This window comes from Blautia aquisgranensis (assembly GCF_040096615.1).
GTDB classification, from domain to species: domain Bacteria; phylum Bacillota; class Clostridia; order Lachnospirales; family Lachnospiraceae; genus Blautia_A; species Blautia_A aquisgranensis.
Genome location: NZ_JBBMEJ010000001.1, coordinates 187,402 through 211,289, shown reverse-complemented (window position 1 = coordinate 211,289; position 23,888 = coordinate 187,402). Strand labels below are relative to the sequence as shown.

13 protein-coding genes and 2 pseudogenes are annotated in these 23,888 nt (G+C 45.3%); 9 read left to right on the top strand and 6 right to left on the bottom strand.

The annotated features are described in order from the left end of the window. Positions 1-6: 6 nt before the first annotated feature. The 5 genes and pseudogenes from WMO28_RS17140 (at position 7) to tet(40) (ending at position 10,787) form a co-directional block, all read left to right on the top strand. Positions 7-2,340: a hypothetical protein gene (locus tag WMO28_RS17140; RefSeq protein WP_435375566.1), complete on the top strand. Its 2,334-nt coding sequence runs from the start codon at positions 7-9 to the stop codon at positions 2,338-2,340. 491 nt (positions 2,341-2,831) lie between these two features. Beyond that, a pseudogene (locus WMO28_RS00985) lies at positions 2,832-6,785 on the top strand (helicase-like domain-containing protein); the annotation flags it as partial. Further along, positions 6,766-7,140, top strand: a complete 375-nt coding sequence (locus WMO28_RS00980; protein ID WP_001129922.1) for a TnpV protein — start codon at positions 6,766-6,768, stop codon at positions 7,138-7,140. The pseudogene WMO28_RS00985 and the gene WMO28_RS00980, both read left to right, overlap by 20 nt. A gap of 366 nt (positions 7,141-7,506) precedes the next feature. Continuing rightward, a complete protein-coding gene (tet(O), locus tag WMO28_RS00975; protein ID WP_008399617.1) occupies positions 7,507-9,426 on the top strand; it encodes a tetracycline resistance ribosomal protection protein Tet(O) in 1,920 nt (639 codons plus the stop codon). A 140-nt stretch (positions 9,427-9,566) separates the two neighbouring features. Next, complete coding sequence (gene tet(40), locus WMO28_RS00970; RefSeq protein ID WP_055199992.1) at positions 9,567-10,787, top strand: tetracycline efflux MFS transporter Tet(40); 1,221 nt, start codon at positions 9,567-9,569, stop codon at positions 10,785-10,787. Positions 10,788-10,929: 142 nt separating this feature from the next. Here the strand turns inward: tet(40) and WMO28_RS00965 are convergent, their stop codons facing one another. The 6 genes from WMO28_RS00965 to WMO28_RS00940 form a co-directional block, all read right to left on the bottom strand. Beyond that, on the bottom strand, positions 10,930-11,070 hold the full coding sequence (locus WMO28_RS00965) for a Maff2 family mobile element protein (protein WP_002586628.1): 141 nt from the start codon (positions 11,068-11,070) through the stop codon (positions 10,930-10,932). A 411-nt stretch (positions 11,071-11,481) separates the two neighbouring features. Then, on the bottom strand, positions 11,482-11,652 hold the full coding sequence (locus tag WMO28_RS00960; protein WP_002569167.1) for a hypothetical protein: 171 nt from the start codon (positions 11,650-11,652) through the stop codon (positions 11,482-11,484). Continuing rightward, entirely contained in the window at positions 11,639-13,447 is a 1,809-nt protein-coding gene (locus WMO28_RS00955) for a VirD4-like conjugal transfer protein, CD1115 family (RefSeq protein WP_007037036.1), read from the bottom strand. Before WMO28_RS00955 ends, WMO28_RS00960 begins: the two co-directional genes overlap by 14 nt. After that, positions 13,444-13,920, bottom strand: coding sequence for a PcfB family protein (locus WMO28_RS00950; protein ID WP_007037035.1), 477 nt, complete (start codon positions 13,918-13,920; stop codon positions 13,444-13,446). The genes WMO28_RS00955 and WMO28_RS00950 overlap by 4 nt, the downstream gene beginning before the upstream one ends. 41 nt (positions 13,921-13,961) lie before the next feature. Next, entirely contained in the window at positions 13,962-14,183 is a 222-nt protein-coding gene (locus tag WMO28_RS00945; RefSeq protein WP_002569164.1) for a DUF5348 domain-containing protein, read from the bottom strand. A gap of 31 nt (positions 14,184-14,214) precedes the next feature. Then, positions 14,215-15,198 carry a DUF6017 domain-containing protein gene (locus tag WMO28_RS00940; RefSeq protein WP_007037034.1) on the bottom strand — a complete coding sequence of 328 codons (984 nt, stop codon included), beginning with the start codon at positions 15,196-15,198 and terminating at the stop codon, positions 14,215-14,217. 285 nt (positions 15,199-15,483) lie between these two features. Here WMO28_RS00940 and WMO28_RS00935 point away from each other — a divergent pair. The 4 genes and pseudogenes from WMO28_RS00935 to WMO28_RS00920 all read left to right on the top strand — a co-directional run. Then, positions 15,484-17,195: pseudogene (locus WMO28_RS00935) on the top strand (recombinase family protein); the annotation flags it as partial. A 41-nt stretch (positions 17,196-17,236) separates the two neighbouring features. Next, positions 17,237-18,247: a helicase gene (locus WMO28_RS00930; protein ID WP_349055804.1), complete on the top strand. Its 1,011-nt coding sequence runs from the start codon at positions 17,237-17,239 to the stop codon at positions 18,245-18,247. A gap of 54 nt (positions 18,248-18,301) precedes the next feature. After that, positions 18,302-23,107 (top strand): DUF3849 domain-containing protein, encoded by a 4,806-nt coding sequence (locus WMO28_RS00925; protein WP_015541266.1) that lies wholly within the window; start codon positions 18,302-18,304, stop codon positions 23,105-23,107. Next, positions 23,104-23,349, top strand: a complete 246-nt coding sequence (locus WMO28_RS00920; protein ID WP_015541267.1) for a transposon-transfer assisting family protein — start codon at positions 23,104-23,106, stop codon at positions 23,347-23,349. The genes WMO28_RS00925 and WMO28_RS00920 overlap by 4 nt, the downstream gene beginning before the upstream one ends. Positions 23,350-23,888: the final 539 nt, after the last annotated feature.

Here is a 23,888-nt window from a genome sequence, read left to right as displayed (position 1 = left end):
AGTTTAATGTCTAAACTACAGGACATCCGAAACTTGGTGCAGGAACATGCCGTATCAGTGAGCAGTTCGCCAGGGGATTGGATGGATTATATGGACACAGCATCAAGGTTATATCGTTATTCTTTTTCAGACCAGCTTCTGATCCATGCACAGCGTCCAGACGCAACAGCCTGTGCATCACTGGAACTATGGAATGAAAAGATGTTACGCTGGGTAAATCGTGGTGCAAGAGGAATTGCCTTGTTTGATGAAACCTGGCAGAATACCAAACTTCGTTATGTGTTTGATATTTCGGATACCCACATGGTAGCCGGAGGCAGAAGCCCATATCTTTGGAAGATGCAGGAACACCAGAGAGAAGAGATCCTCACCCATCTGGCAGAAGTCTATGCTCTGGAAGAAAAGGATGCGGCAACTTTGCAGGACGCATTGATGGCGGTCGCAAGGGAAATGGTCAATGACAATCTGGAGGAATACCTGGATGGATTGGAATATGCTGTAGAAGGTACTTATCTGGAAGATCTGGATGAGGTGACGATCCGCAGTGATTTTCGTCAGCTGGCAACAGACAGTGTTTACTATCTGCTTTCCAGGCGATGCGGGCTTGACCCGATGGAACTTCTGGAAGAAGAGGACTTCATGCATATCACAGATTATAACCGTCTGTCAGTTCTCACCTTCCTTGGAAATGCGGCAAGCCAGCTCAGTGAGAGTATTCTGATTGATATTGGAAAGACCGTACATAAAATTTCTCTGGAAGAAGCGAGAAAAGAGGTTGAAAAATCCAATGAAAGGAATTATAATAACTTTACCACGTTAATGCACGAAATTAAAGATCAGGATGCAGAAACGAAAAAAGAAGAAAATATTGAAAATGAAGGAGGAAACGATTATGGAACTGACATATCATCGCAAGGGAGATTACCTGTTTCCGAATCTGACCGTCGAAGAGGAAGAAGTGACGATCGGGAAATATGGGATGCTGCGGAGGACATTTCTGAAAGAACACAAGAACAGCCTTTATCAGAGCCTGTTTCTGACCGGGAAGCTGAACAGCCATCTGGAACAGATCGAGAAAGCAGCACAGGAGAGAATGGACAGCCAGATGGAGAAATTACTGGAGAAGAGTCCGGCACCGGACAAGGAAGCAGATCCGATGGCATGGACAGCACACATGAACGCACTGATGGCAACAGCGGAAGAGAGCATCTTGACGGAATTGGTATACAGTTAGTCGAAGATACAAGAGAAGATGGATTGAGTAAAGCAGAGGAAGAGATCGCCTCTGCTTTATCTTTGCCCGAATATCCCACCGCAAATGAACAAAGACGGCAGATCGAGGAAAGGGCAGCTGCCCTTTATGCCGGAGAAATTCCGATTCCAGAGCAAGTTGTTGATGAGATCTTACGGACAGGAGGAAACCGGAAAGCCAGCCAGCTCCGGATCATCTATAATTTCATGAGTGAACAGACACCGGAGGAATATACGGAGTTTGTGAAGCGTGAATACCGTAAAGGTGGAAAAGGTTTTCAGATTGATGGAAATGAATATTCAGTCTGGTTTGATGAAACCGGGATGCAGATCGCAGTAGGGCATACGGTTACAGACCATATCTTAGATAAGGCATTTTTATCATGGGAAGATGTCAGCGGACGTATCCATCAGCTTTTAGACCAGGGTGAATATGCACCGCAGTCTGTATTGGATGCGGCAAGAAGTAATGCAGTAAAAGAACACGCCCAGGCTCTTGCCTATATGAAAGGGGATATGGCAGAAGGAGTAGCGGAGATTGTTTTTGACGAAGAGGACTTACCACATCTTCGCAGTATCTATCCGGAGATCACGGATTATCTGGAAGAAAAGCTGGAGGATCCCCAGTGGCTTTCGGAACTGAATGAAAGACTGGATGCACTGGCAGAAGCCTATGAAGAAAATCATTCTATTATGCGTTTCCATCATTATAATCCTATAAATATCTCAAAGCAGTTTCAAAAGTTTGCGGATGAGGTGATTCCTTATCAGGCTAGGGACGGCTTGCCTGGAAAGAACATCCGATGTTCATTACACAGGATGAGATTGATGCTTATCTTGCAGGAGGTGGAGCGTATTCGCAGGGCAGGCTTAGGACGTATTCCTTTTATCTACTTCATGAAGATGAAAGATCGAGGACAGGTTTTATCAAGGAACAGTATGGGATCGGTGGAAGCAGTCATGCACTGTCTGGTGCCGATGATTCACACGCAAACTATGATGGAAAAGGATTGTTTCTTGCAAGAGGTGCTTATGGGAATCCATATACGTCAATTTTATTATCCTGGAATAAAGTTGCAAACAGAGTAGCTTATCTGATAAAGAATGACCAGTTCCTGCAGGCAGAAGATTATGCTCGTATGCCGGAATATGAACGTGAGCAGATGGCGAATAAGGTACTCCGCTTTTATGACCGTCTTCCGGAAGAGATAGACAGACCCTTTACAGATGACTTCTTCTGGGAAAAACCAGGAAAAGAAATGGTCGCAGTATTAGAGAATCCAGAGCAGACAGAAGAACTGTTACAGAAGATGGATGCAGCATTGGCAGCTCTGCCATTGGATTTTGAAGCGTATGGGACAAACTATCAGCAGAAAACAGAACTTCTTTCGGAACTCCACCAGTATGCAGAAGGAACCTATACGATATTCCCGACACCGGAAGCAGAACCGTCTTTTGCGGAACCATCCGGACACCAGATGACCATGTTTGATTTCTTGGATACGAAGGCAGTGGCAGAACCGACCGTAGTAGATATGTCAGATGTGGAGGAAATAGAAGAGGAAGAGGTTACTGCCGAAGAATCTATTCTGGAAAGTCAGGAACAGGAAAAAGCTGTGATAGAACCATACAACTTCCGTATCCAGGATAATGACCTTGGTGCAGGCGGTCCGAAGGCAAAGTATAAGGCAAATATGGAAGCCATCCATTTGTTACAGACTTTGGAGAAAGAAGAACGTCTGGCAGCACCCGAAGAACAGGAAATTTTATCCCGTTATGTTGGCTGGGGTGGTATCCCGCAGGCATTTGAGGAGAGTAACAGCAGCTGGGCAGATGAGTATCTGGAATTAAAGAATACCTTATCACCAGAAGAATACAGAGCAGCAAGGGCATCGACCTTAAATGCTTTTTATACATCCCCGACCGTGATCCGAAGCATGTATGAAGCACTGGAAAATATGGGACTGAAACAGGGAAATATCCTGGAACCATCGTGTGGAGTCGGTAACTTTATGGGACTGATCCCGGAGAGTATGGGCAAAGCCAATATGTACGGTGTGGAGCTTGACCCGGTTTCGGGCAGGATTGCAAAACAGCTTTATCAGAAAAATAAGATTGCCGTACAGGGATTTGAGGAAACCAGTTATCCGGACAGCTTTTTCGACTGTGTGATAGGCAATGTTCCATTTGGGGCGTATCAGGTCAGTGACCGCAGATATGACCGGCATCATTTTATGATCCATGATTATTTTATTGCAAAATCCCTTGATCTGGTGCGTCCCGGTGGCGTAGTGGCTGTGGTAACTTCCAGTGGAACGATGGATAAGCAGAATCCGGCAGTGAGACAGTATATCGCAAATCGGGCAGAACTGCTTGGAGCCATCCGATTACCGAATAATGCGTTCCAGAGAAATGCCAATACCAGTGTTGTTTCTGATATTTTGTTTTTCCAGAAAAGGGACAGGGCATCCATTGAGGAACCGGAATGGTTAAATTTAAAGGAAATACCGGAAGGCTATTCGGTCAATGCTTATTTTGCAGAGCATCCGGAAATGGTGCTTGGTGATTTTACTACAGAAAGTACCCAGTACGGAAAGCAGGAAGTGACCGTAAAACCAAAAGAAGGCATTACCTTAGAAGAACAGTTAAAAGAAGCTATCAGGAATATCCATGGCACGATTACGGAACTGGAACTTTCGGATACAGAGCTGGAGGAGGATGTTGTCTCTATCCCGGCAGACCCGGATGTAAAGAATTTCAGTTTTACCGTAGTGAATGAGGAAGTCTATTACCGGGAAAATTCTGTGATGAACCGCATGGAGCTTCCGGCAATGACAGCGGAACGTGTCAAAGGGATGGTGAAGATCCGTGATGTTACGAATGAACTGATCCAGTGTCAGATGGAAGAGGGAAGCGATGAACAGATCATAAAGCTGCAGGGAAAACTCAATGAAGAATACGATACCTTTACAGCAAAATATGGTCTTATCAGCAGCAATGCCAATAAGAGGGCATTTAGTCAGGACAGTAGTTATTGTCTTTTGACTTCTCTGGAATTTCTGGATGATAAGGGAGAACTGAAACGGAAAGCGGATATTTTTACCAAAAGGACAATCCGTAGGGCAGAAACGGTAACTTCCGTGGATACTGCCAGTGAAGCACTTGCGGTTTCTATTGGTGAGAGGGCAGGCGTTGACCTTTCCTATATGGCACAGCTTTCCGGGAAAACAGAAGAGGAGCTTACTGAAGAACTGGCAGGGGTGATCTTTAAGAATCCAATCGGTGAAAAATGGGAGCCGTCGGACGAATATCTTTCTGGAAATGTGAGGGAGAAACTTCAGATTGCCAAACAGTTTGCAGAAGATCACTCGGAATATCAGGTGAACGTGCAGTATTTGGAGCAGGTACAGCCAAAAGATCTGGATGCATCAGAGATTGAGGCGAGACTTGGGGCAACCTGGATCTCTGAGGATTACATTACACGGTTCATGGCAGAAACATTCCATACACCAAGATATTATGTAGGGAGCAAGGTCAAAGTCCAGTATGCCGAAGTGACCGGACAATGGAATGTTATGGGAAAGAATGTGGACAGTTACGGAAATGCTCTTGTTACTTCCACATATGGAACGCAGAGAGCCAATGCCTACCGTCTTTTGGAAGATGCCTTAAACCTTAGGGATACCAAGATTTATGACACGGTACAGGATGCCGAGGGGGAACACCGGGAATTAAACCGGAAGGAAACAATGCTGGCACAGCAGAAGCAGGAACTGATCAAAGAGGAATTTAAGGAGTGGATATTTAAAGACCTGCACCGACGGGAAGATCTCTGTAAGATCTATAATGAACGATTTAACAGCATCCGTCCACGGGAATATGATGGAAGCCATATTCAGTTTGTCGGCATGAACCCGGAGATCACCCTAATGCCGCACCAGAAAAACGCAGTGGCTCATGTGCTGTATGGAAATAATACCCTTCTGGCTCATTGCGTAGGAGCAGGGAAGACGTTCCAGATGATTGCAGCCGGTATGGAATCAAAACGGCTGGGACTCTCACAGAAGAATCTTTATGTTGTGCCAAACCATCTGACCGAGCAGTGGGGCAGTGATTTCCTACGTCTCTATCCGGGAGCAAATATCCTGGTGGCAACGAAGAAAGACTTTGAGCCGGCAAACCGAAAACGGTTCTGTTCCCGTATTGCGACAGGGGATTATGATGCCGTGATCATTGGACATACGCAGTTTGAGAAAATCCCCCTTTCAAAAGAACGGCAGATTGCCATGCTGGAAGATCAGATTGCAGATATTACGTTCTCCATTGAAGAAGCAGCACATCAGGCAGGGCAGAATTATACCATCAAGCAGTTGGAAAAAACAAAGAAAAGCCTGCAGGCGAGGATGAAAAAACTCAATGACCAGACCAGAAAGGATGATGTAGTAACTTTTGAGCAATTAGGTGTAGACAGACTGTTTGTGGATGAAAGCCATTCATTCAAAAATCTTTTCCTATATACAAAGATGAGAAATGTAGCAGGTATTTCACAGACGGATGCACAAAAAAGTTCCGATATGTTTATGAAATGCCGGTACATGGATGAACTGACAGGCGGCAGGGGAATTACCTTTGCTACGGGTACTCCCGTATCGAACAGTATGACCGAGCTTTACACTATCATGCGTTATCTCCAGTATGACACACTCATGCGTATGGGCATGGGACACTTTGATTCTTGGGCTGCAACGTTCGGGGAGACAGTAACCGCAATCGAATTATCACCGGAAGGAACGGGCTATCGTGCGAAAACACGGTTTGCCCGTTTTTTTAATCTTCCAGAGCTGATCTCCATTTTTAAGGAAGCTGCGGATATTCAGACATCGGATATGCTGAATCTTCCTGTACCGGAAGCAGAGTTTATCAATGAAGTCTTAAAACCAAGTGAAGAACAGCAGGAAATGGTCAGTGCCTTTTCGGAACGTGCGGAAGAAGTAAGAGCCAGTCTTGTGAATCCAACAGTGGACAACATGCTCAAGATTACTAATGACGGAAGAAAATGTGCATTGGATCAGAGGCTATTAAATGAACTCCTTCCGGATGCAGAAAAAAGCAAGGTCAATACCTGTGTGGAAAATGCTTTTCAGGTATGGGACGAGGGAAAAGCAGATCGGACAACACAGCTGATCTTCTGTGACTTGTCTACTCCAAAAGGGGATGGGACTTTCAATGTATATGATGATGTCCGAAACAAACTGGTTGCCAGGGGAATCCCGAAAGAAGAGATTGCGTTTATCCATGAATACAACACGGAGACAAAGAAAGCAGATTTGTTTGCAAAGGTACGGGCCGGGCAGGTGAGAATCCTTATGGGTTCCACTCCAAAACTCGGTGCTGGTACCAACGTACAGGACAGGCTCATTGCCCTCCATCACCTTGACTGTCCGTGGAAGCCGTCTGATGTAGGACGGATTTTGCGGACATTCAAAATAAAAAAGAATGTGGAGGTAACAGACAATGGCAAAATCATTATTTGAGGAACTGGGCGGCAAATACGAAAGGCAAGGGGATTATTTGATACCGTGCTTAACTGTACCCGCCGAAGAAGAACAGGCAATAGGCATCTGGGGGCAACGGCATTTAGATTATCTAAAACAGTACCGTAAAGTTACATACACCAATCTTCTTACAAGCGGCAGGCTAAACGCCTACCTTGCCGACATCAACAGACAGGCACAGGAACGCTTTGAAAGGCTCATAGAGGGTATGAAACAGGCACAGGGCATAACGGAACAGCTAAAGGCAGAAAACGCCTTAGAATGGACAGGATGCCTCAATAACATAAGGGCTTGTGCGAGGGAGATTGTGGAAAAGGAAATTATTTTTGCATAAACAGATGATTAGTGGCAGGGGGAAATCCTGCCGCTTTTTCTGCTTTAGTTTGTCAGCTTGACAAATAAAGGGTTAAGGAATATAATTAGATTCAGTATTATACAAGGAGTTAATAAATATGCGGCAAGGTATTCTTAAATAAACTGTCAATTTGATAGTGGGAACAAAAAGTAGCAGTCCCGTTTCACTTTTAATATGGGGCTTAGTTTTTTGTACCCAGTTTAAGAATACTTTTATCATGTAATTTTATATGCCCGAAAACATATAAGTGTTTTGGGGCTATTGGAGTTATTTACCCAGTGATAGGAGTATTTATCACTGGGTATTTTTATGCCCTTTTTTGGGTGTTGATAGGAGGAAAATCACATGAAAATAATTAACTTAGGCATTCTGGCTCACGTTGACGCAGGAAAGACAACATTAACGGAGAGTTTATTGTATACCAGTGGTGCAATTGCAGAACCAGGGAGCGTAGATAAAGGCACAACAAGGACAGATACAATGAATTTGGAGCGTCAAAGGGGAATCACTATCCAGACAGCAGTGACATCTTTTCAGTGGGAGGATGTAAAAGTCAACATTATAGATACGCCAGGCCATATGGATTTTTTGGCGGAAGTATACCGTTCTTTATCCGTATTAGACGGAGCAGTATTATTAGTTTCTGCAAAGGATGGCATACAGGCACAGACCCGTATACTGTTTCATGCACTACAGACAATGAAGATTCCGACAATTTTTTTCATCAATAAAATTGACCAAGAGGGGATTGATTTGCCAATGGTATATCAAGAAATGAAAGCAAAGCTTTCTTCGGAAATTATAGTGAAGCAAAAGGTTGGGCAGCATCCTCATATAAATGTAACGGACAATGACGATATGGAACAGTGGGATGCGGTAATTATGGGAAACGATGAACTATTAGAGAAATATATGTCAGGGAAACCGTTTAAAATGTCAGAACTGGAACAGGAAGAAAACAGGAGATTCCAAAACGGAACGTTATTTCCCGTTTATCACGGAAGCGCTAAAAACAATCTGGGGATTCGGCAGCTTATAGAAGTGATTGCCAGTAAGTTTTATTCATCAACGCCTGAAGGTCAATCTGAACTATGCGGGCAGGTTTTTAAGATTGAATATTCAGAGAAAAGGCGGCGTTTTGTTTATGTGCGTATATATAGCGGAACATTGCATTTGAGGGATGTTATTAAAATATCTGAAAAAGAGAAAATAAAAATCACAGAGATGTGTGTTCCGACAAACGGTGAATTATGTTCATCCGATACAGCCTGCTCTGGTGATATTGTAATTTTACCAAATGATGTTTTGCAGCTAAACAGTATTTTGGGGAACGAAATGCTGTTGCCGCAGAGAACATTTATTGAAAATCCTCTCCCTATGCTCCAAACAACGATTGCAGCAAAGAAATCTGAACAGCGGGAAATATTGCTTGGGGCACTTACAGAAATTTCAGATGGCGACCCTCTTTTAAAATATTATGTGGATACTACAACGCATGAGATTATACTTTCTTTTTTGGGGAAAGTGCAGATGGAAGTCATTTGTGCCATCCTTGAGGAAAAATATCATGTGGAGGCAGAAATAAAAGAGCCTACTGTTATATATATGGAAAGACCGCTTAGAAAAGCAGAATATACCATCCACATAGAAGTCCCGCCAAATCCTTTCTGGGCTTCTGTCGGGTTGTCCATAGAGCCGCTCCCTATTGGAAGTGGAGTGCAGTATGAAAGCAGAGTTTCACTTGGATATTTAAACCAATCGTTCCAAAATGCGGTTATGGAGGGGGTTCTTTATGGCTGCGAGCAGGGGCTGTATGGATGGAAAGTGACAGACTGTAAAATCTGTTTTGAATATGGATTGTATTATAGTCCTGTAAGTACCCCCGCAGACTTTCGGCTGCTTTCCCCTATCGTATTGGAGCAGGCTTTAAAAAAAGCAGGGACAGAACTATTAGAGCCATATCTCCACTTTGAAATTTATGCACCGCAGGAATATCTCTCACGGGCGTATCATGATGCTCCAAGGTATTGTGCAGATATTGTAAGTACTCAGATAAAGAATGACGAGGTCATTCTGAAAGGAGAAATCCCTGCTAGATGTATTCAAGAATACAGGAACGATTTAACTTATTTCACAAATGGGCAGGGAGTCTGCTTGACAGAGTTAAAAGGATACCAGCCAGCTACTGGTAAACTTATTTGCCAACCCCGCCGCCCGAATAGCCGTATAGATAAGGTTCGGCATATGTTCCACAAGTTAGCCTAACAGCTTGCATAAGTCGTATAAAATGAGATTTGAAAGGATTTGGGCACTTTAGGAGGCCTTTTCTAAAATCACTGTTAGAAAGGGCTGAGAAGCTTGTTTCACAAAACAACCCACTGATTCGTAAAGGAGGATGTAACTTCATGTTTGCTAAAAATTCAAAGGCATATTCTGTCTACCTGCTGTTCCGATTTGTCTCTTCCCTGGCGGTTTCTATGTCCACAGTGCTTTCCATCGTGTACCACCTGGAGGTGGTGCAGCTGGATGCTTTCCAGCTTGTCCTGGTAGGGACGGTTCAGGAGACCGCCTGCTTTCTGTTCGAGATACCCACCGGTGTGGTGTCGGATTTGTATAGCCGTCGGCGCTCGGTGCTGATTGGAATGTTCCTCTACGGCCTGGGCTTTCTGATGGAGGGTGCGCTACCGTGGTTCGCGCCGGTTCTGCTGGCCCAGGTTGTCTGGGGTTGCGGTGATACCTTCATCACCGGCGCTCTGGAGGCGTGGATTGCCTCGGAGGAAAAGGACAAACCCATAGACAAGGTGTTCCTGCGGGGCAGTCAAATGGGGCAAATCGGCGGCGTTCTGGGCGTGGTGCCGGGCACACTGCTGGGAAACATAAACCTGCAAATGCCTGTCATCTTGGGGGGCAGTTTGTGCTTGTTGTTGGGGCTGGTGTTGGTTCGCATCATGCCAGAAACCAACTTCTCCCCTGCTATTGAGGAACGGCAGGGCTTGCTTAAAGACTTTGTCTGCCTGTTCAAGCTCAACCTGGGCTTTGTGAAAGGCGCACCTGTGTTGCTGGCGCTCTTAGCAATCACACTATGCGGGGGACTTGCCAGTGAAGGCTTTGACCGGCTCTCCACCGCTCATTTTCTGGATGACACGGTAATACCCGTTATCGGGCCGCTGAACAGCGTCACTTGGTTCGGTGTTATCAGTCTTATCGGCAGCGGCTTAGGTATTCTGGCTTCTCAGTTGCTCATCGCCCGCATGGAGAAAAAAGGGACTGTCAGCCGAACCAGTGTGGTCATGTCCACCAGCGCCGGGTATATCCTGTGCCTGGTTCTCTTCGCGGTGGGGCGGAGCTTTTGGTTCATGTTGTTGGTGTTCCTGCTGGCGGGGCTTATGCGCACCATCAAGGAGCCTGTGCTGGCCGCCTGGATGAACGACCATGTGGATGAGAAAATGCGCGCCACAGTCTTTTCCACCAGCGGACAGCTGGACTCTTTCGGGCAGATCATCGGCGGGCCTATTGTGGGGCTGGTAGCCCAGCAGGTGTCCATACCCTGGGGGCTGGTCTGTACCGCTTTCCTGCTGTTGCCCGCGCTGTTCTTAGTGCCGGTGGCGGGAAAGAAGCGGGATTGATATGGCATAGTTAAGTTTACTGACGAGCGGGAGATTACTTCCGCTCGTCTTCATTTAGTAGCGCAAAATTTGAGGACTCTTTATTTCCTTATTCGGTATAGCGGAGGCGGCTGTCAATTCGACATAATTTTCTTGTGATACTTTACCGTACATGAGCATTTGCGCCCGGATTGTCATTGCCGTAGCCCTCCATCAGATTGATTACGCCCCAGATACCAAGCCCGGCTCCAAGTGCTACAACAAGGGTCTGCAAAACGTCTACTGCGCTATTGAAAAATGCCATAAATATATCCTTTCTGCCGCGTCTGCGGCTGTCCGGCAAGCGGACAAAAGGCGGTCAGCGTATGGTCGCCGCCGCACAAAAAAACCGCCCTCTGGTAAAGGCGGCTGTCCCCGCGCTGCGTAAGTTCTGCGGCGCGGCGGTATTCAGTTGTAAGGGGTGCGGCTCCTGCCGCTGTGTACTGCGCCGGAAAGTGGGGGCGCGTATCATGTAGCCGGTATGGATAGATGTGATTGCTTCAATCGCTCCTTTCTGTGTTCCGCTGTGCTGCCGGACGTTTTTTTCAGACTTGCGGGAAGTGAATAGCTTGCGTAGCAAGGTGTTCGCTTCCCGCAAGTTCACAAAGGGGTAGCTGCCGCAAGGCAGCGTAGGGGAAGTGTAGCTTCCCCTGTCCCCCGGCGGTCTGCCATGCTGTCACTGTTGCGGGATAAGCCCCCGGCGCGTGACATACTCCGTTGCAAAACGGCGGTGTTCCGCTTCCTTTTCCCGCCAATACTCCCATAATGCAGCGTCGGCGGCTTCCGCAACATTCATTAAAAACCGTTCAAGCTGCTTTTGTTTTTCCTCTGCGCTACGTTTCCTCATGGTCTGCGTCCTCCTGTAAGTCTGCCGCGTCAAGCTCGTAATAGTCAAAAACCTCGTCGGGCTTGACAATGGCGGGGCGGCGTTTAAGGTGCTTTTCCATGTCAAAGGCGTTCTTCGGGTCTGCGTCGGACAGGTACTTGTATTTCGGGTGCTTCGTTATGTCGAATTTGTCCGAAAAGAACGGGCGCACCCCGCGTAGCTGCAAGATACATTTCCCTCCGTCCATGACTGCAATTTCATCTTCCGTCATAAGCTGCTTTCCCAATTTCTGATAGTTCAGCCCATGCGAAAGCTCCCGCCCCCTTGTTTCGGACGTGTTAAAGCTGTCTATCGTTTCTTTTCCTAAAATTTCCGATATTTCTTTAAGGGTGGTTTTCTCCTTGCCGCCCAAGAAAAGCGTGGTGTCGCAGTTGCCGACTATGGTATCGGCGTTGTCTTTGTAAATGGCTTTTAGCTGTGACTGGCTCTGCAAGATGATTGACGCGGATATTTCCCGGCTCCGTATCGTTGCAATGAGCTTTTCAAACTTTGGTATCTGCCCGATATTCGCAAATTCATCAAGTAAGCACCTAACATGGACGGGAAGCCGCCCGCCGTATTCATCATCTGCCTTGTCGCACAAGAGGTTGAATAGCTGTGTGTAAAGGATTGAAACGACAAAGTTAAAAGTGTCGTCGGTGTCGCTGATGATGACGAAAAGGGCGGTCTTTCTGTCGCCTATGGTGTCAAGCTCCATTTCGTCGGTTTCCATAAGCTCCCGCAGCTCCTTAATGTCGAATGGGGCTAACCTCGCGCCGCATGAGATAAGTATGCTTTTTGCGGTCTTGCCCGCCGCAAGTTTGTATTTTTTGTACTGCTTGACTGCAAAATGTTCCGGGTCTTTTTCTTCCAGACGTTCAAACATGAGGTCAACCGGGTTCTGGAAATCCTCGTCGTCCTCGCGGGCTTCCGACGCATTTATCATCTCAAGCAGCGTCGTGAAGTTCTTCTCGTCCTCCGGGGCTTCATACCAGATGTAGCCGATTAGCGCGGTGTAGTAGAGCTTTTCCGCTTTCACCCAGAAATCCTCGCCGGATTTTTCCCCGTCGCCTTTGGTGTTGGCGATAATGGTATTGACTAACTTCAAAATGTCCTTTTCGCTCCGCAGATAGGCAAAGGGATTGTATTTCATGGATTTTTTGAAGTTAATCGTATTTAGCACTTTGATACGGTATTTGTACCGCTGTAACATTTTCCCGGTTTCCAAAATCAGTGTTCCTTTCGGGTCAGTGACGATATACGACGTTGGAAAATCCTTTGACGTACATTGCATGAGCGACGGTTTCACAAAGAACCGGGTCTTGCCGCTGCCGGAACCGCCGATTACAAGGATATTTTTGTTTCTTGCGTATTTCGGCTGCTTCGGGCGGCTGTTCATGGTGAGCCGTTCCGTCTGCGTTAAGGGGATATTGTTCTCAAATACCGGGTCGGTGTACGGCTTTATGTCGTCAGCCCCGCCCCAACGCGCCGAACCGTATTCTGTCCCGCGGCGGTATTTCTTCGCGTTCTTGCCTTTGGTGTAGATAATCAGCCGGACAATGACCGCCCCCGCAATGCCTAAAGCTAAGTCTGCCGGGTGGAAGCTCGGCGCGATACTGGAAAAGGCGGCGGTAAAACCGTCCCCAAGATGTAGCAGCTTTGCGCTTGCGTCCGCGCCGGGGGAGAGCCGGACAGCCGCGCCCACTTTATCAAAGAGCCAGACAAAGAGCAGATACGGGAGATTTAGGATAAGCAGCTTCTTGATTTCCGGCTTCATAGCGATACCTCCCTGTCCTTGTTCTTGACCTTTGCCCGTTCCGCGTTTCTGCCCTGTGCAGCTTCTTTGAGGGTAGAGAGCAGCTTTCGGATTGAGGGCTTTTTCTCCTGTGTCAGCTTTTTTGCGGAAAATTCCTTAAAGGCTGCGGTCAGTACGTCCGCGTCCCGCCCCTTGAAGAAAACCAGATAGCGGGGCGGGCTTTCCGTCGCGTCCTTTTTCAGCGCAAAGTCGATACCGTACTTTTTCGCCGTACTCTCAAAGGCTTTGATATTGCCCTCGGTAATCTCAATGTTGGAAACGCCCGCGTTCTGCTTCATAAGCTGCTTTAAGCTCTGCTTGCCCTGTGGCGGTTTTGCAAGCTGCTTTTTGCCCTTTGACAGTATGGCTTTCATTGCCTTTTGGAGCGTCTGCGCGGTCAGCTTCCCGGTCTTGATGTAAAGGGCTATGGTCTTTTCGTTTACTTCGTCCTGCAATTTGTCGCGTCCTCCTTTCGCGTTTCTTTATGGGGCGGCGGTCAGATACGCACCCGCAGCCCGTTCAAGTCCTCGGCTCTGATACCCACAAGATACCAGTTGTCGCCGTACTCAATCCGGGTCGGCTTCCACTTGCCCCGCACGAATACGTCAAAGCACTCGCCGCAATGCAAGCCCCCGTAGTAGCTGTTTAAGTCAAAGCGGATGTCGTAACGGTCGGTGCGCTCGTCAAATACCAATGCTCCTGTCATTTTCTGTGCCATAATAAAATCCTCCTTTTGTGGTTGTGGGTGGTTACAGGCTTTCGCCCTCATTGCATGAATAATAGTCCGGGTCGCCGTACTGCGGCTTTTTCGGTGACAGTGCGCCGCTTGCCATGTCATGGGCGACAAGGGAAGTGTAGTAGTTGCCGATTGTGGACGGGGCGTTGAAAAGGGCGGCTTTCAGATATTGCTTGATGTTGCGGATTTTGGTTGTGTTCTCCCGCATACAGTCAAGCACAAAGCGGATATGCTCGCCGTCTAGTTTCATAAACTTTGACTTCACAAGCTCTGCCGGGTAGTCGTCCCCCGCAATCCGTACCCGCTTTCTGGCGGTGCATACGGTTTCAAGCATGAGGTCTACAATCTCGTCCAGCCTGTCACTGTCAAACTTCATGTCCTGTTTGAGAATGTGGTAGTCGATATTGTCCTTGATGATTTCCCGGTATATATCAACTGCGCTCTGTGCTGCCGCTTCCGTTCCTTTCCGTTCCGGCGGCGCAGCCGCTTCTCTGCAAGGAGAGGGGTTAGGGGAAAGGATAGGAATGGAATGGGTACTTGATAAATCTGTATTTGATTTTTCTTTTTTTGGTAAGTCAGTTCTTTGTATATCTTTATTTAATTGCGTTGGATTTTCCAACGTAGGTTTTTCCAATGTTGGTTTTTCCTGCATTGGATTATCCAATGTTGGATTTTCCAATGTAGGTAAATCCGGCGTAGGCGGCTGCGGCTGCTCGAATATCACATAGTCCGCGCCCCGCAAGCGTCCTTTCTCGTCGCGCTCCCTTGAACGGACGATATACCCGGCGCGTTCAAGTTCCTTAATGGCTTCGCGGATAGCGTCTATCTTCTCCCGGTTGATAAGGGATAAGCCTTTCAAGGTGTAGTCCCAATCTTCGGGGAGTGACAGCATTTGCGACAACAGCCCCTTTGCCTTTAGGGAAAGCTCCTTGTTGCGTAGGTGGTGGTTGCTCATTACGGTATAGCCCTTGTTTCGTTCCACTCTGAAAACTGCCATAGTTCATAGCTCCTTTGCTTTGGATTTGTTACGCAGTAGAAGCGCGGTTTCGGGGGATAAGGTATAAATCCCTTTCCGCGCCAGATACGCGCCCGGAAAACCGCTTGTAGCAAGGCTTTTTCTGCCCCTACTGCGTAACAAAGGGCATGAAAAAAGCGGCGTTCCTGTTCTCCCATGTAGAGAGTAAGAAACGCCGCTTCTGCGTCGTATTCAGTTTTTAGTACAATACCCTGCTTGTCCGTCGCTCGAAAAACCTTGATTTTCCAGTGTTTTCAAAAGTATCGTTATCTAACGTCAGCTTTCCAAAGACCAAGTTTCCAGAATATGATAAAAGACATTGAAAGCGGTCTGATAAACTGCGTGATTACGAAAGATTTATCCCGTCTGGGGAGAAACTATCTTGATTGTGGGTTATATCTGGAAGTTTTCTTCCCAGAGCATAACGTGAGGTATATAGCGGTCAATGACGGCGTAGATACCTTGAATAAATCTGCTATGGACATCACGCCTTTCCGCAACATTTTAAACGAAATGTATGCCGCTGACATATCTGTTAAGATAAAATCGGCATATCGGGCGAGGTTTCAACAGGGGAAATTCATGGGAACTACCGCCCCTTATGGCTATATCAAAGACCCTGCCGACCACAACCATCTGCTGATAGATGATAAAGTGGCACATGTTGTAAAAGAGATATTCGACCTTGCATTAAAAGGGAATGGAGTTGCCAAAATTTGCAGACATCTTAATAAACAGCATATCCTACGCCCTGCCGCTTATGCGGCGGAGCGTGGCGAAACAGGCTTTGAACGTCATTTTGAGGGGAACGAGGACAAACGCTATATTTGGAGTGGGAACAGCGTGAGGAGCATTTTAAGAAGCCCGATATATGCGGGAAATCTTGTAGGCTACAAACGGATTGCCGCCAATATGAAAAGCAAGAAACGCCCCTCTAAGCTGCCCGAAGAATGGGAAGTGATACCCAATACCCATGAGGGAATAGTCACGCAGGAGGAATTTGATATTGTCCAACAGCTTATTACAAGTCGTAGGCTTCCACAGAACAAGGGAGGATTTGTAAATATTTTTGCAGGCGTTATCAAGTGTGTGGACTGCGGATGTGCTCTGCGGGCAATGAACGTACACAGGAGGAAACGCCCAGAGATTATCGACTGTGTACAGTATTCATGTAATAATTATGCAAGAAACGGAAGAAGCGAGTGTAGTGCCCACAATATAGAAGCAAGGGATTTATTCAATGCCGTTCTTGCCGACATCAACTGTTTTGCGGATATGGCAGTGAATGATGAAAAGGCGGTCAGGGCCATAGAAAAGCGGCTCACGGAAACAGACCAGAGCAGGGCGAAAGCATTAGAGAAAGAACGTAAGAAGCTGAACAAACGCCTTGCGGAACTGGACAGGCTGTTTTCCTCTCTCTACGAGGATAAGGTCATGGAGCGTATTACCGAGCGGAATTTTGAGATGATGTCGGGGAAATACCAGAAAGAGCAGCTTGAAATTGAAGCAAGGCTGAAAGAGGTGACGGAAACTCTTAATGAAAGCTACGAGAAATCACGGGGAATCCGTGACTTCCTCGCCCTTATCCGAAATTATCAAGGCTTAAAAGAACTGGATGCAACAGTTATAAACGCACTCATAGACAAGATACTTGTTTCGGAGCGTGAGAAGATGGCAGACGGAACAGTGAAGCAGGAAATCAAGATTTACTATAAATTCATCGGCTTTGTCGATGAATTACATATCATACCTACAAAACGGTGGGCAGCAATGCCCGCTAAAAATTGTACGGTGTGCGGCGTTGAATATGTCCCGGGCTCTGGTGCATCAAGGTATTGTCCTGCTTGTGCCAAGAAGATACGGAGGGAGAAATCAAACGAGAGCAAACGCAGGAGCAGAGAACAGAAAAGGATAGCATGTATGAACTGTCCGCAAAAAATGACCGACTGATCTGGAACAGCAGGAAGGACGTATCTTAAGACAGGGAAACCAGAATGACAAAGTAAAGATATTCCGGTATGTGACGGAGAACACTTTTGATGCGTATATGTGGCAGATTTTGGAGAATAAGCAGAAGTTCATCAGCCAGATCATGACCAGTAAATCCCCGGTCAGGGCTTGTGAAGATGTGGATGATACGGCACTGTCCTATGCAGAGATCAAGGCACTTGCCACAGGTAATCCGCACATTAAAGAAAAAATGGATCTGGATGTGCAGGTGAGTAAGCTGAAACTCTTAAAGGCAAACCATACCAGTCAGATTTACCGTCTGGAATCCGATATTGCAAAGAATTTCCCGGTACAGATCAGTGCATTGAAAGAGCGGATTGCCGGGATGCAGGTGGATTCGCAGGTAGTAAAAAGCGTGGATTTACAGGATAATGACACGTTTGCCATGACGGTAGGGAATGTCCTTTATGAAGATAAGAAAGAAGCAGGCGAAGCGTTGATCGCCGCCTGTGCAGGTTTAAAAACCGTCAGCACCGGCGGAAAGGTTGGGGAATATCATGGGTTTACGTTATCTGCTTCCTACAATATGTTCTCCAATGCGTTTGAACTGACGGTCAAAGGAAAATGCTCTTATAAGCTGGAGATCGGAAAAGACCCTGTAGGAAATATGCAGCGTATCCATAACACGCTTTCTTCCATTGACAGGAAGCTGACGGAAAGTGAGCAGAAGTTAGAAACCGTACAACAGCAGCTTGCTACTGCACAGGAAGAGGTAAAGAAGCCATTTCCGAAAGAAACAGAGCTGAATGAAAAGATGGAACGGCTATCCGAGTTAAATGCATTGCTGAACATGGATGAAAAGGGTAATGAGACGATTATGGCAGATGAGGATATTGGCAGAGAAGGAAGCAACACAGACAGCAGGGATGCCATAGAAGAAAAAGAACTTCCGGAAACAGCAGACAGAATCCATAAGCCGTCTATTCTGGAACGCTTAAAGCAGGAGAAGGCACAGCAGAATACAGCGGAACAGCCATCTGTACAGAAAGCTGCAAAGAAAAAACATGAACAGGAGTTATAAAAGATTTCCCGTCAGAGTTTTCTCTGGCGGGGACATAAAATGGAGGGTTTGTTTATGGCAAATAATATAGAAAAACAGTTAAAAGAAATATCGGAACGGCTGGAACAGGGAGTAAAGGAAATCTTTACATCGGAGAGATATACCGAATATCTGAATACCATGTCAAAGTTCCACAATTACAGCTTTAATAACACACTGCTGATCACCATGCAGAAACCGGAAGCAACATTGGTAGCGGGGTATCAGGCATGGCAGAAGAAATTCAACCGACAGGTAAAAAGAGGGGAAAAAGGCATCCAGATTATTGCCCCGGCTCCGTTTAAAGAGAAACAGGAGATTGAAAAAACTGATCCGGAAACAGGCGAGATTGTGATCGGGGAAGATGGACAGCCGGAAACAGAAGTAGTAGAGCGTGTTATTACAAAATTCCGGGTTACGACAGTATTTGATGTCAGCCAGACCACAGGAGAACCGATTCCAGAGTTTGAGGTATCAGAACTGGATGGAGATGTTTTGATCTACCATGATTTTATGGAATCATTAAAAATGGTTGCCCCGGTTCCTATCCGTTTTATTGAGATTGATGGGGAGGCGAAAGGCTTTTATCAGCTTGTCGATAAATATATTGCTATCCAGCCTGGCATGAGTGAGGCACAAACCATGAAAACAGCGGTGCATGAAACCGCACATGCAGTATTGCATGATCGTGATCAGATGGAAGCAGAGGGCATCGTAAAAGATCAGCTTACAAGGGAAGTAGAAGCAGAAAGTGTTGCCTATGTGGTATGTAACCATTTCGGACTGGACACATCGGAGTATTCTTTTTCCTATATTGCAAGCTGGTCTTCCGGTAAAAATATGAAAGAGCTTCGTGCTTCTATGGACACCATCCGTAAGACTTCTGCTGATATGATCGGACAGATTGAGGAAAAACTCAAAGAACTTCAGATAGAAAGAGCAGAGCAGGAAGCAGATGTTGTGGAGCAGACAGAAGAAATGAGTGCCATGCAGTATGCAGAACAGACTATTAATCGTCTGGAGCAGGAACGGACGATTTTCAGCAATGACCAGAGAAATCTTATCGTGAATTTTGCTTATAAACTGGATGATAGGGAAGCAATGGAAAAACTGGCAGAGAATCTTGCAGAATCTATTCTGGATGGAAACAGAGAAGCGGTACTAAAATTGATTGGAGAAGCGGAGGAACAGATTGAAAGTCTGCCGGATTCGATGATTGGTTTATCAGAATTGCATGAAGCCGGATTTTATTCAGAAAGTATGCTTCCGCTTACCAGGGAGCGGGCAGTGGAATTGCACCATGAGGGAGTAACGGTTTATGGACTGACCGGAGCAGTTGGTGGTCAGGAACAGTCGCAAAGAATTATGAATCTGGAACTGGATATTTTACAGCATGACGGGTTATTCGGAGTGACGAAATTTGAATGGGAAAATTACCGGAGAAGTCAGGAAACGATTATGACACCGGAAGAAAAAGCAAAGATCAAAGAAACACTTCTTTTAGAAAGTGATGGAAACCGCTATGGAATTTACCAGATCAACAGTAGACAGGAAGAAAGAGGGTATCAGTTTTTAAGTCTGGAAGCGGCAAAAGAAATGGGATTTACCGTAGATGGCAAAGACTATCAGATGGTTTACAGTGAAAGACTGAGGGATGCTACGACACTGGATAATCTCTTTGAGCGTTTTAATATAGAACGACCAAACGATTTTACTGGGCATTCCATGTCAGTCAGTGATGTGATCATTATGAACCGGGGCGGCAGATTAACCGCATACTATGTAGATTCTTTTGGATTTACAGAACTGCCGGACTTTGTAGCACAGAGAGCTGAAATGTTAAATGCCAATCCAGTAAAAGCATATCCGGAAGTTTATATGGGAACTTTGGAAAAGGCTATGCAGGAGAGAAATGTAGATGCTTACCTGGATTCCAGAAAACTGAACATTGACTGTAAAAATGCAATTGAACAGGCAATCACAGAGGGATTCGACGGTATGCGTTTAAATCCAGATGCTGCAGTAGGCGTGTTTGAAAAATACGGGGAAGAACGAGTTGCATTTGTTCTGGCAAATACATTGAAACAGCTTTCCTATGATGGAAGATTTTCTGATGGCAATAAACGGTGGGCAGATGGCATTGATATTCCGGAAAATATCAGTCGGGGAATGGATCTGAACAGGGACTATATTGTGGGCAGCCATCCTGCAGTCCTGAATGGATTTATTGATATGGCAAGAAAAGAAATCCGTACCCGGAAACTGGAAGAGGTGCTTGGTGTGAAAAATCAGCATATCACTGAAACTACAAGAGGGTATGACGCAGAAGGACATACAGGCACCTGGTATGCGATGGATATGAAAACATATCATGGGGAGCGATTCTTCCAGATGCGAAATGAGGAATACGGTCAGGACGTGGCAGATATTATCGTATCGGAAAATGGGACACTGGTGGCAGAGGACATCTGGCATGGATTTGATGAAGGAGCCAGGGAAGCTATTTCAGAATATCTGGAAGAAAATGGTGCAACGGTGTATGACCTGATAGATCTTCCAGACCAGGCAACAGTCATCTTAGCAGACGGAACAGTTATGAAAATCATGGAACAGCAGCCAATCAGTACAGATACATGGGAGCCGACACTGACCGGACAGAATCTGCGGGGTGAAGAACAGAAATTCAGCTTTTTCGAGATACATAAAGTCAGAGAAAATAATGGCATTGACCTGAAAATGCCAGAAAATCATTATATTGACCAATATTATGTGATCGAAGATCTGGCAGCAAAAGGTGGGATGAAGATCGAGAGATATAAGGATTTGGGAGCTGCCCTTGGAGCATATTACTCTCTGCCTAATCATAAAATGAAAGCTCTTGGAATTGAAAATACAGCACCGTTGCGAGGTAGTCTTGATTTTATTCAGTGTAAGAATGGAATAGATACATTGATTTATGATTGCCAGGAAGTGGAAGGATGGCTGAATCCGCAGATATACAATACTTTTAAAGAGATAGGAAACAGTCTGGCAGTGCATGATACAGAGATAGCATACCAGATTGGAGATCAGTATTTTACAATTCAGACGGTAGAAGATGGTTATGATTATACATTCTATGATAAAGATTATCTGGAACTGGATGGCGGCGTTTATGATGATCCGACTATTTCTATTACTGAAGCAATGGAGAATATTTTGGAAGAGGAAGGACTTTCGATAGAAGATGCAAGCGTGATGGATTATGAAGAAATGTATGCAGAAATTGAATATGCAGAAGAAGAGAGACTGGAGAAGATACAATTTGAACGTACTTGCCCAAAGGCTTTTTTTGATGGTTATGACAGGGAAGCGGCATTAAAAAGTTATGAGGGAATAACCGTACAATTTAAAATGTCTGGTATGTATTTAACAGTGCAACCGACGGAGGATGGCTATAAATACCTGGTTTATGATCAGGAACTTCATGAAATTTCAGGAGATGCCTGTGGAAATCCAGAAGATTCTATTCAGAAAGCAATGTATGCCAGCTTGAAAAATGAAGGATTGGAAGATGTTGAATGTGTAAAAGTTGATGACAGGGAGTTTCGGGATAAGGTAATCAGTCATTCTAAAGAAGTGCTGGCCAGTGGAGATGTTCGATTCACTTCGGAACTTGGCAGATGTGAAACAGCATTGAATGGGATGGACAGGGCAGAAATTGAATATGAAGTTTTATTTCATGCAAGAGCTGTTCTGGAAGAAATGGGACTGGAAAATGAAGTTACATTGATTGGGGCGAGAGTACATGGTTCCAGAAGCAGAGATGACCTGTATCGTGCAGATTCTGATCTTGATGTGGTGCTTTCTTATCGAGGAAATATTCGAGAGGATAGTTTTTTTAACGAATTGAATTCGTATGGTATGGCAATAGCAGGCATTAAAGTAGACATTAACCCAATCTTAGAAGAAAGAATTACTTTGGCAGAGTATATAAAGGAATCGGAAGCCTATCTTGATCAGCAGGAAATCAGGAAACTCGCAGTGGACTTGGATAATTTTAGTTATGAATATGATACTTATGAATATAAAGATACCGTTGAAAATAGGGAAGAACAGGTTGAGAAACTCACAGAGGATATTTTGAACAAGGAGACAGCAGGTTTAAAAGACTGGCTGACTGAGGTGGCAGAAGAATCGGATATAGACAGTGATGTGATAACTGCCCGGTCATTACTTTCCCGTTTGGAAAATGCAGAAACCTTTTCTATCTTTACCAGACAACCAGAACAGGAGCAACCAGAAGCTACGATTACTTTTTATGTGGCAGAGTGCATGGAGTTTCCGGTCATGGGAGAGTACCATAATAATCTTACTCTGGAAGAAGCGATTAAAATTTATGAAAGTATTCCGGCAGATCGCTTGCATGGAGGTAAAGGGATTGGATTTGATCTGCAGGATGGAGATAAGGATTATTCCGGGGAATATGAACTGATGTGTTGGGATAGAGTAGACAGGGAACTGATAGATATGATTCCTCATTATAAGGAAAGCCCATTAGTACAGAAAGCAATTAACGATATGGAAAAGTATCTGAATGAGAAACATGGAAAAGTGCAGGAAGCAGAACAGACTGTGGAAGTGAAACAGGAAGTTTCAGAAGCACCAGTCAAGAAAGAATCCGTATCAGTGGAAGAGAACCAGACACAAAAGAAAGAGCCGGCAAAGGGCGAAAGAGGGGAATTGAAAAAATCTGTACTGCAGTCGTTGAAAGAGTTTCAGGCAAGGGCAAAAGCACAGGAACAGAAAAATAAAGAAGCAGAAAAATCCAAAGCACATAAGAAGGGGGATGTAGAATTATGATGGATCTGGCAATGAACTTTGATACAGACGAATGTTTAGTAACCGCAATGTTTGATAAAGGGAACAGAAATGACACGATGGAAGCAATCGACCATATCATTCCATTCCTGAAAGGGGATGCGGACATGATCGGGCTTGTCTGCAATACCATAAGAAAGCTGTTCTGCATGAGTGATGAAGGCTATGAGACTTTTCTTATGGACTTGGAAGATTATAAATCGAAACTGGAAGAGGAGGAATGAATTCAAGCCAGTGTGTAGTAAAGCGAAGGAAAAAGTGTCAGCATTGAGAAGTGTTAACAGGTATATATTGGAAGAATTCAGCCAGGGGAACTCTGGCTGATATAAAAACACATCTGCAGAAACAGTGACTGAAGAAATTTTGAGTAGTGGAATTGGGAAGAAGTATTTAGATACTATAATAAAGAGATTAGCTGGCTTGTATACTGACAGAGAGGACATAGTAAACAGATTTGCGTTATTATCAGGGATTGTAGGGAGATTCCGAAGAGCTTTTGTTCAGATGATGAAACAATAGGATTGGTACAGGAAATATATGGAACAAAAGTTAATAAAGGGATTTGTTGCGTTTTCTGCTATAATAATCTGCCAGCAAAGAATGTGTTGTCTGAATATGTTTGTGATTATAAGAAACGAGCAGGGTTATTTCAAAGATCAGCAGATTTAGAGTAGTTCTTTTTTTTCTGAGAGAAAATTAAAAATCGTTTTTGGTTCTTCTGGAGAGTGATTATAGCGTTTGGGAAACATCCGGAGAAACCATT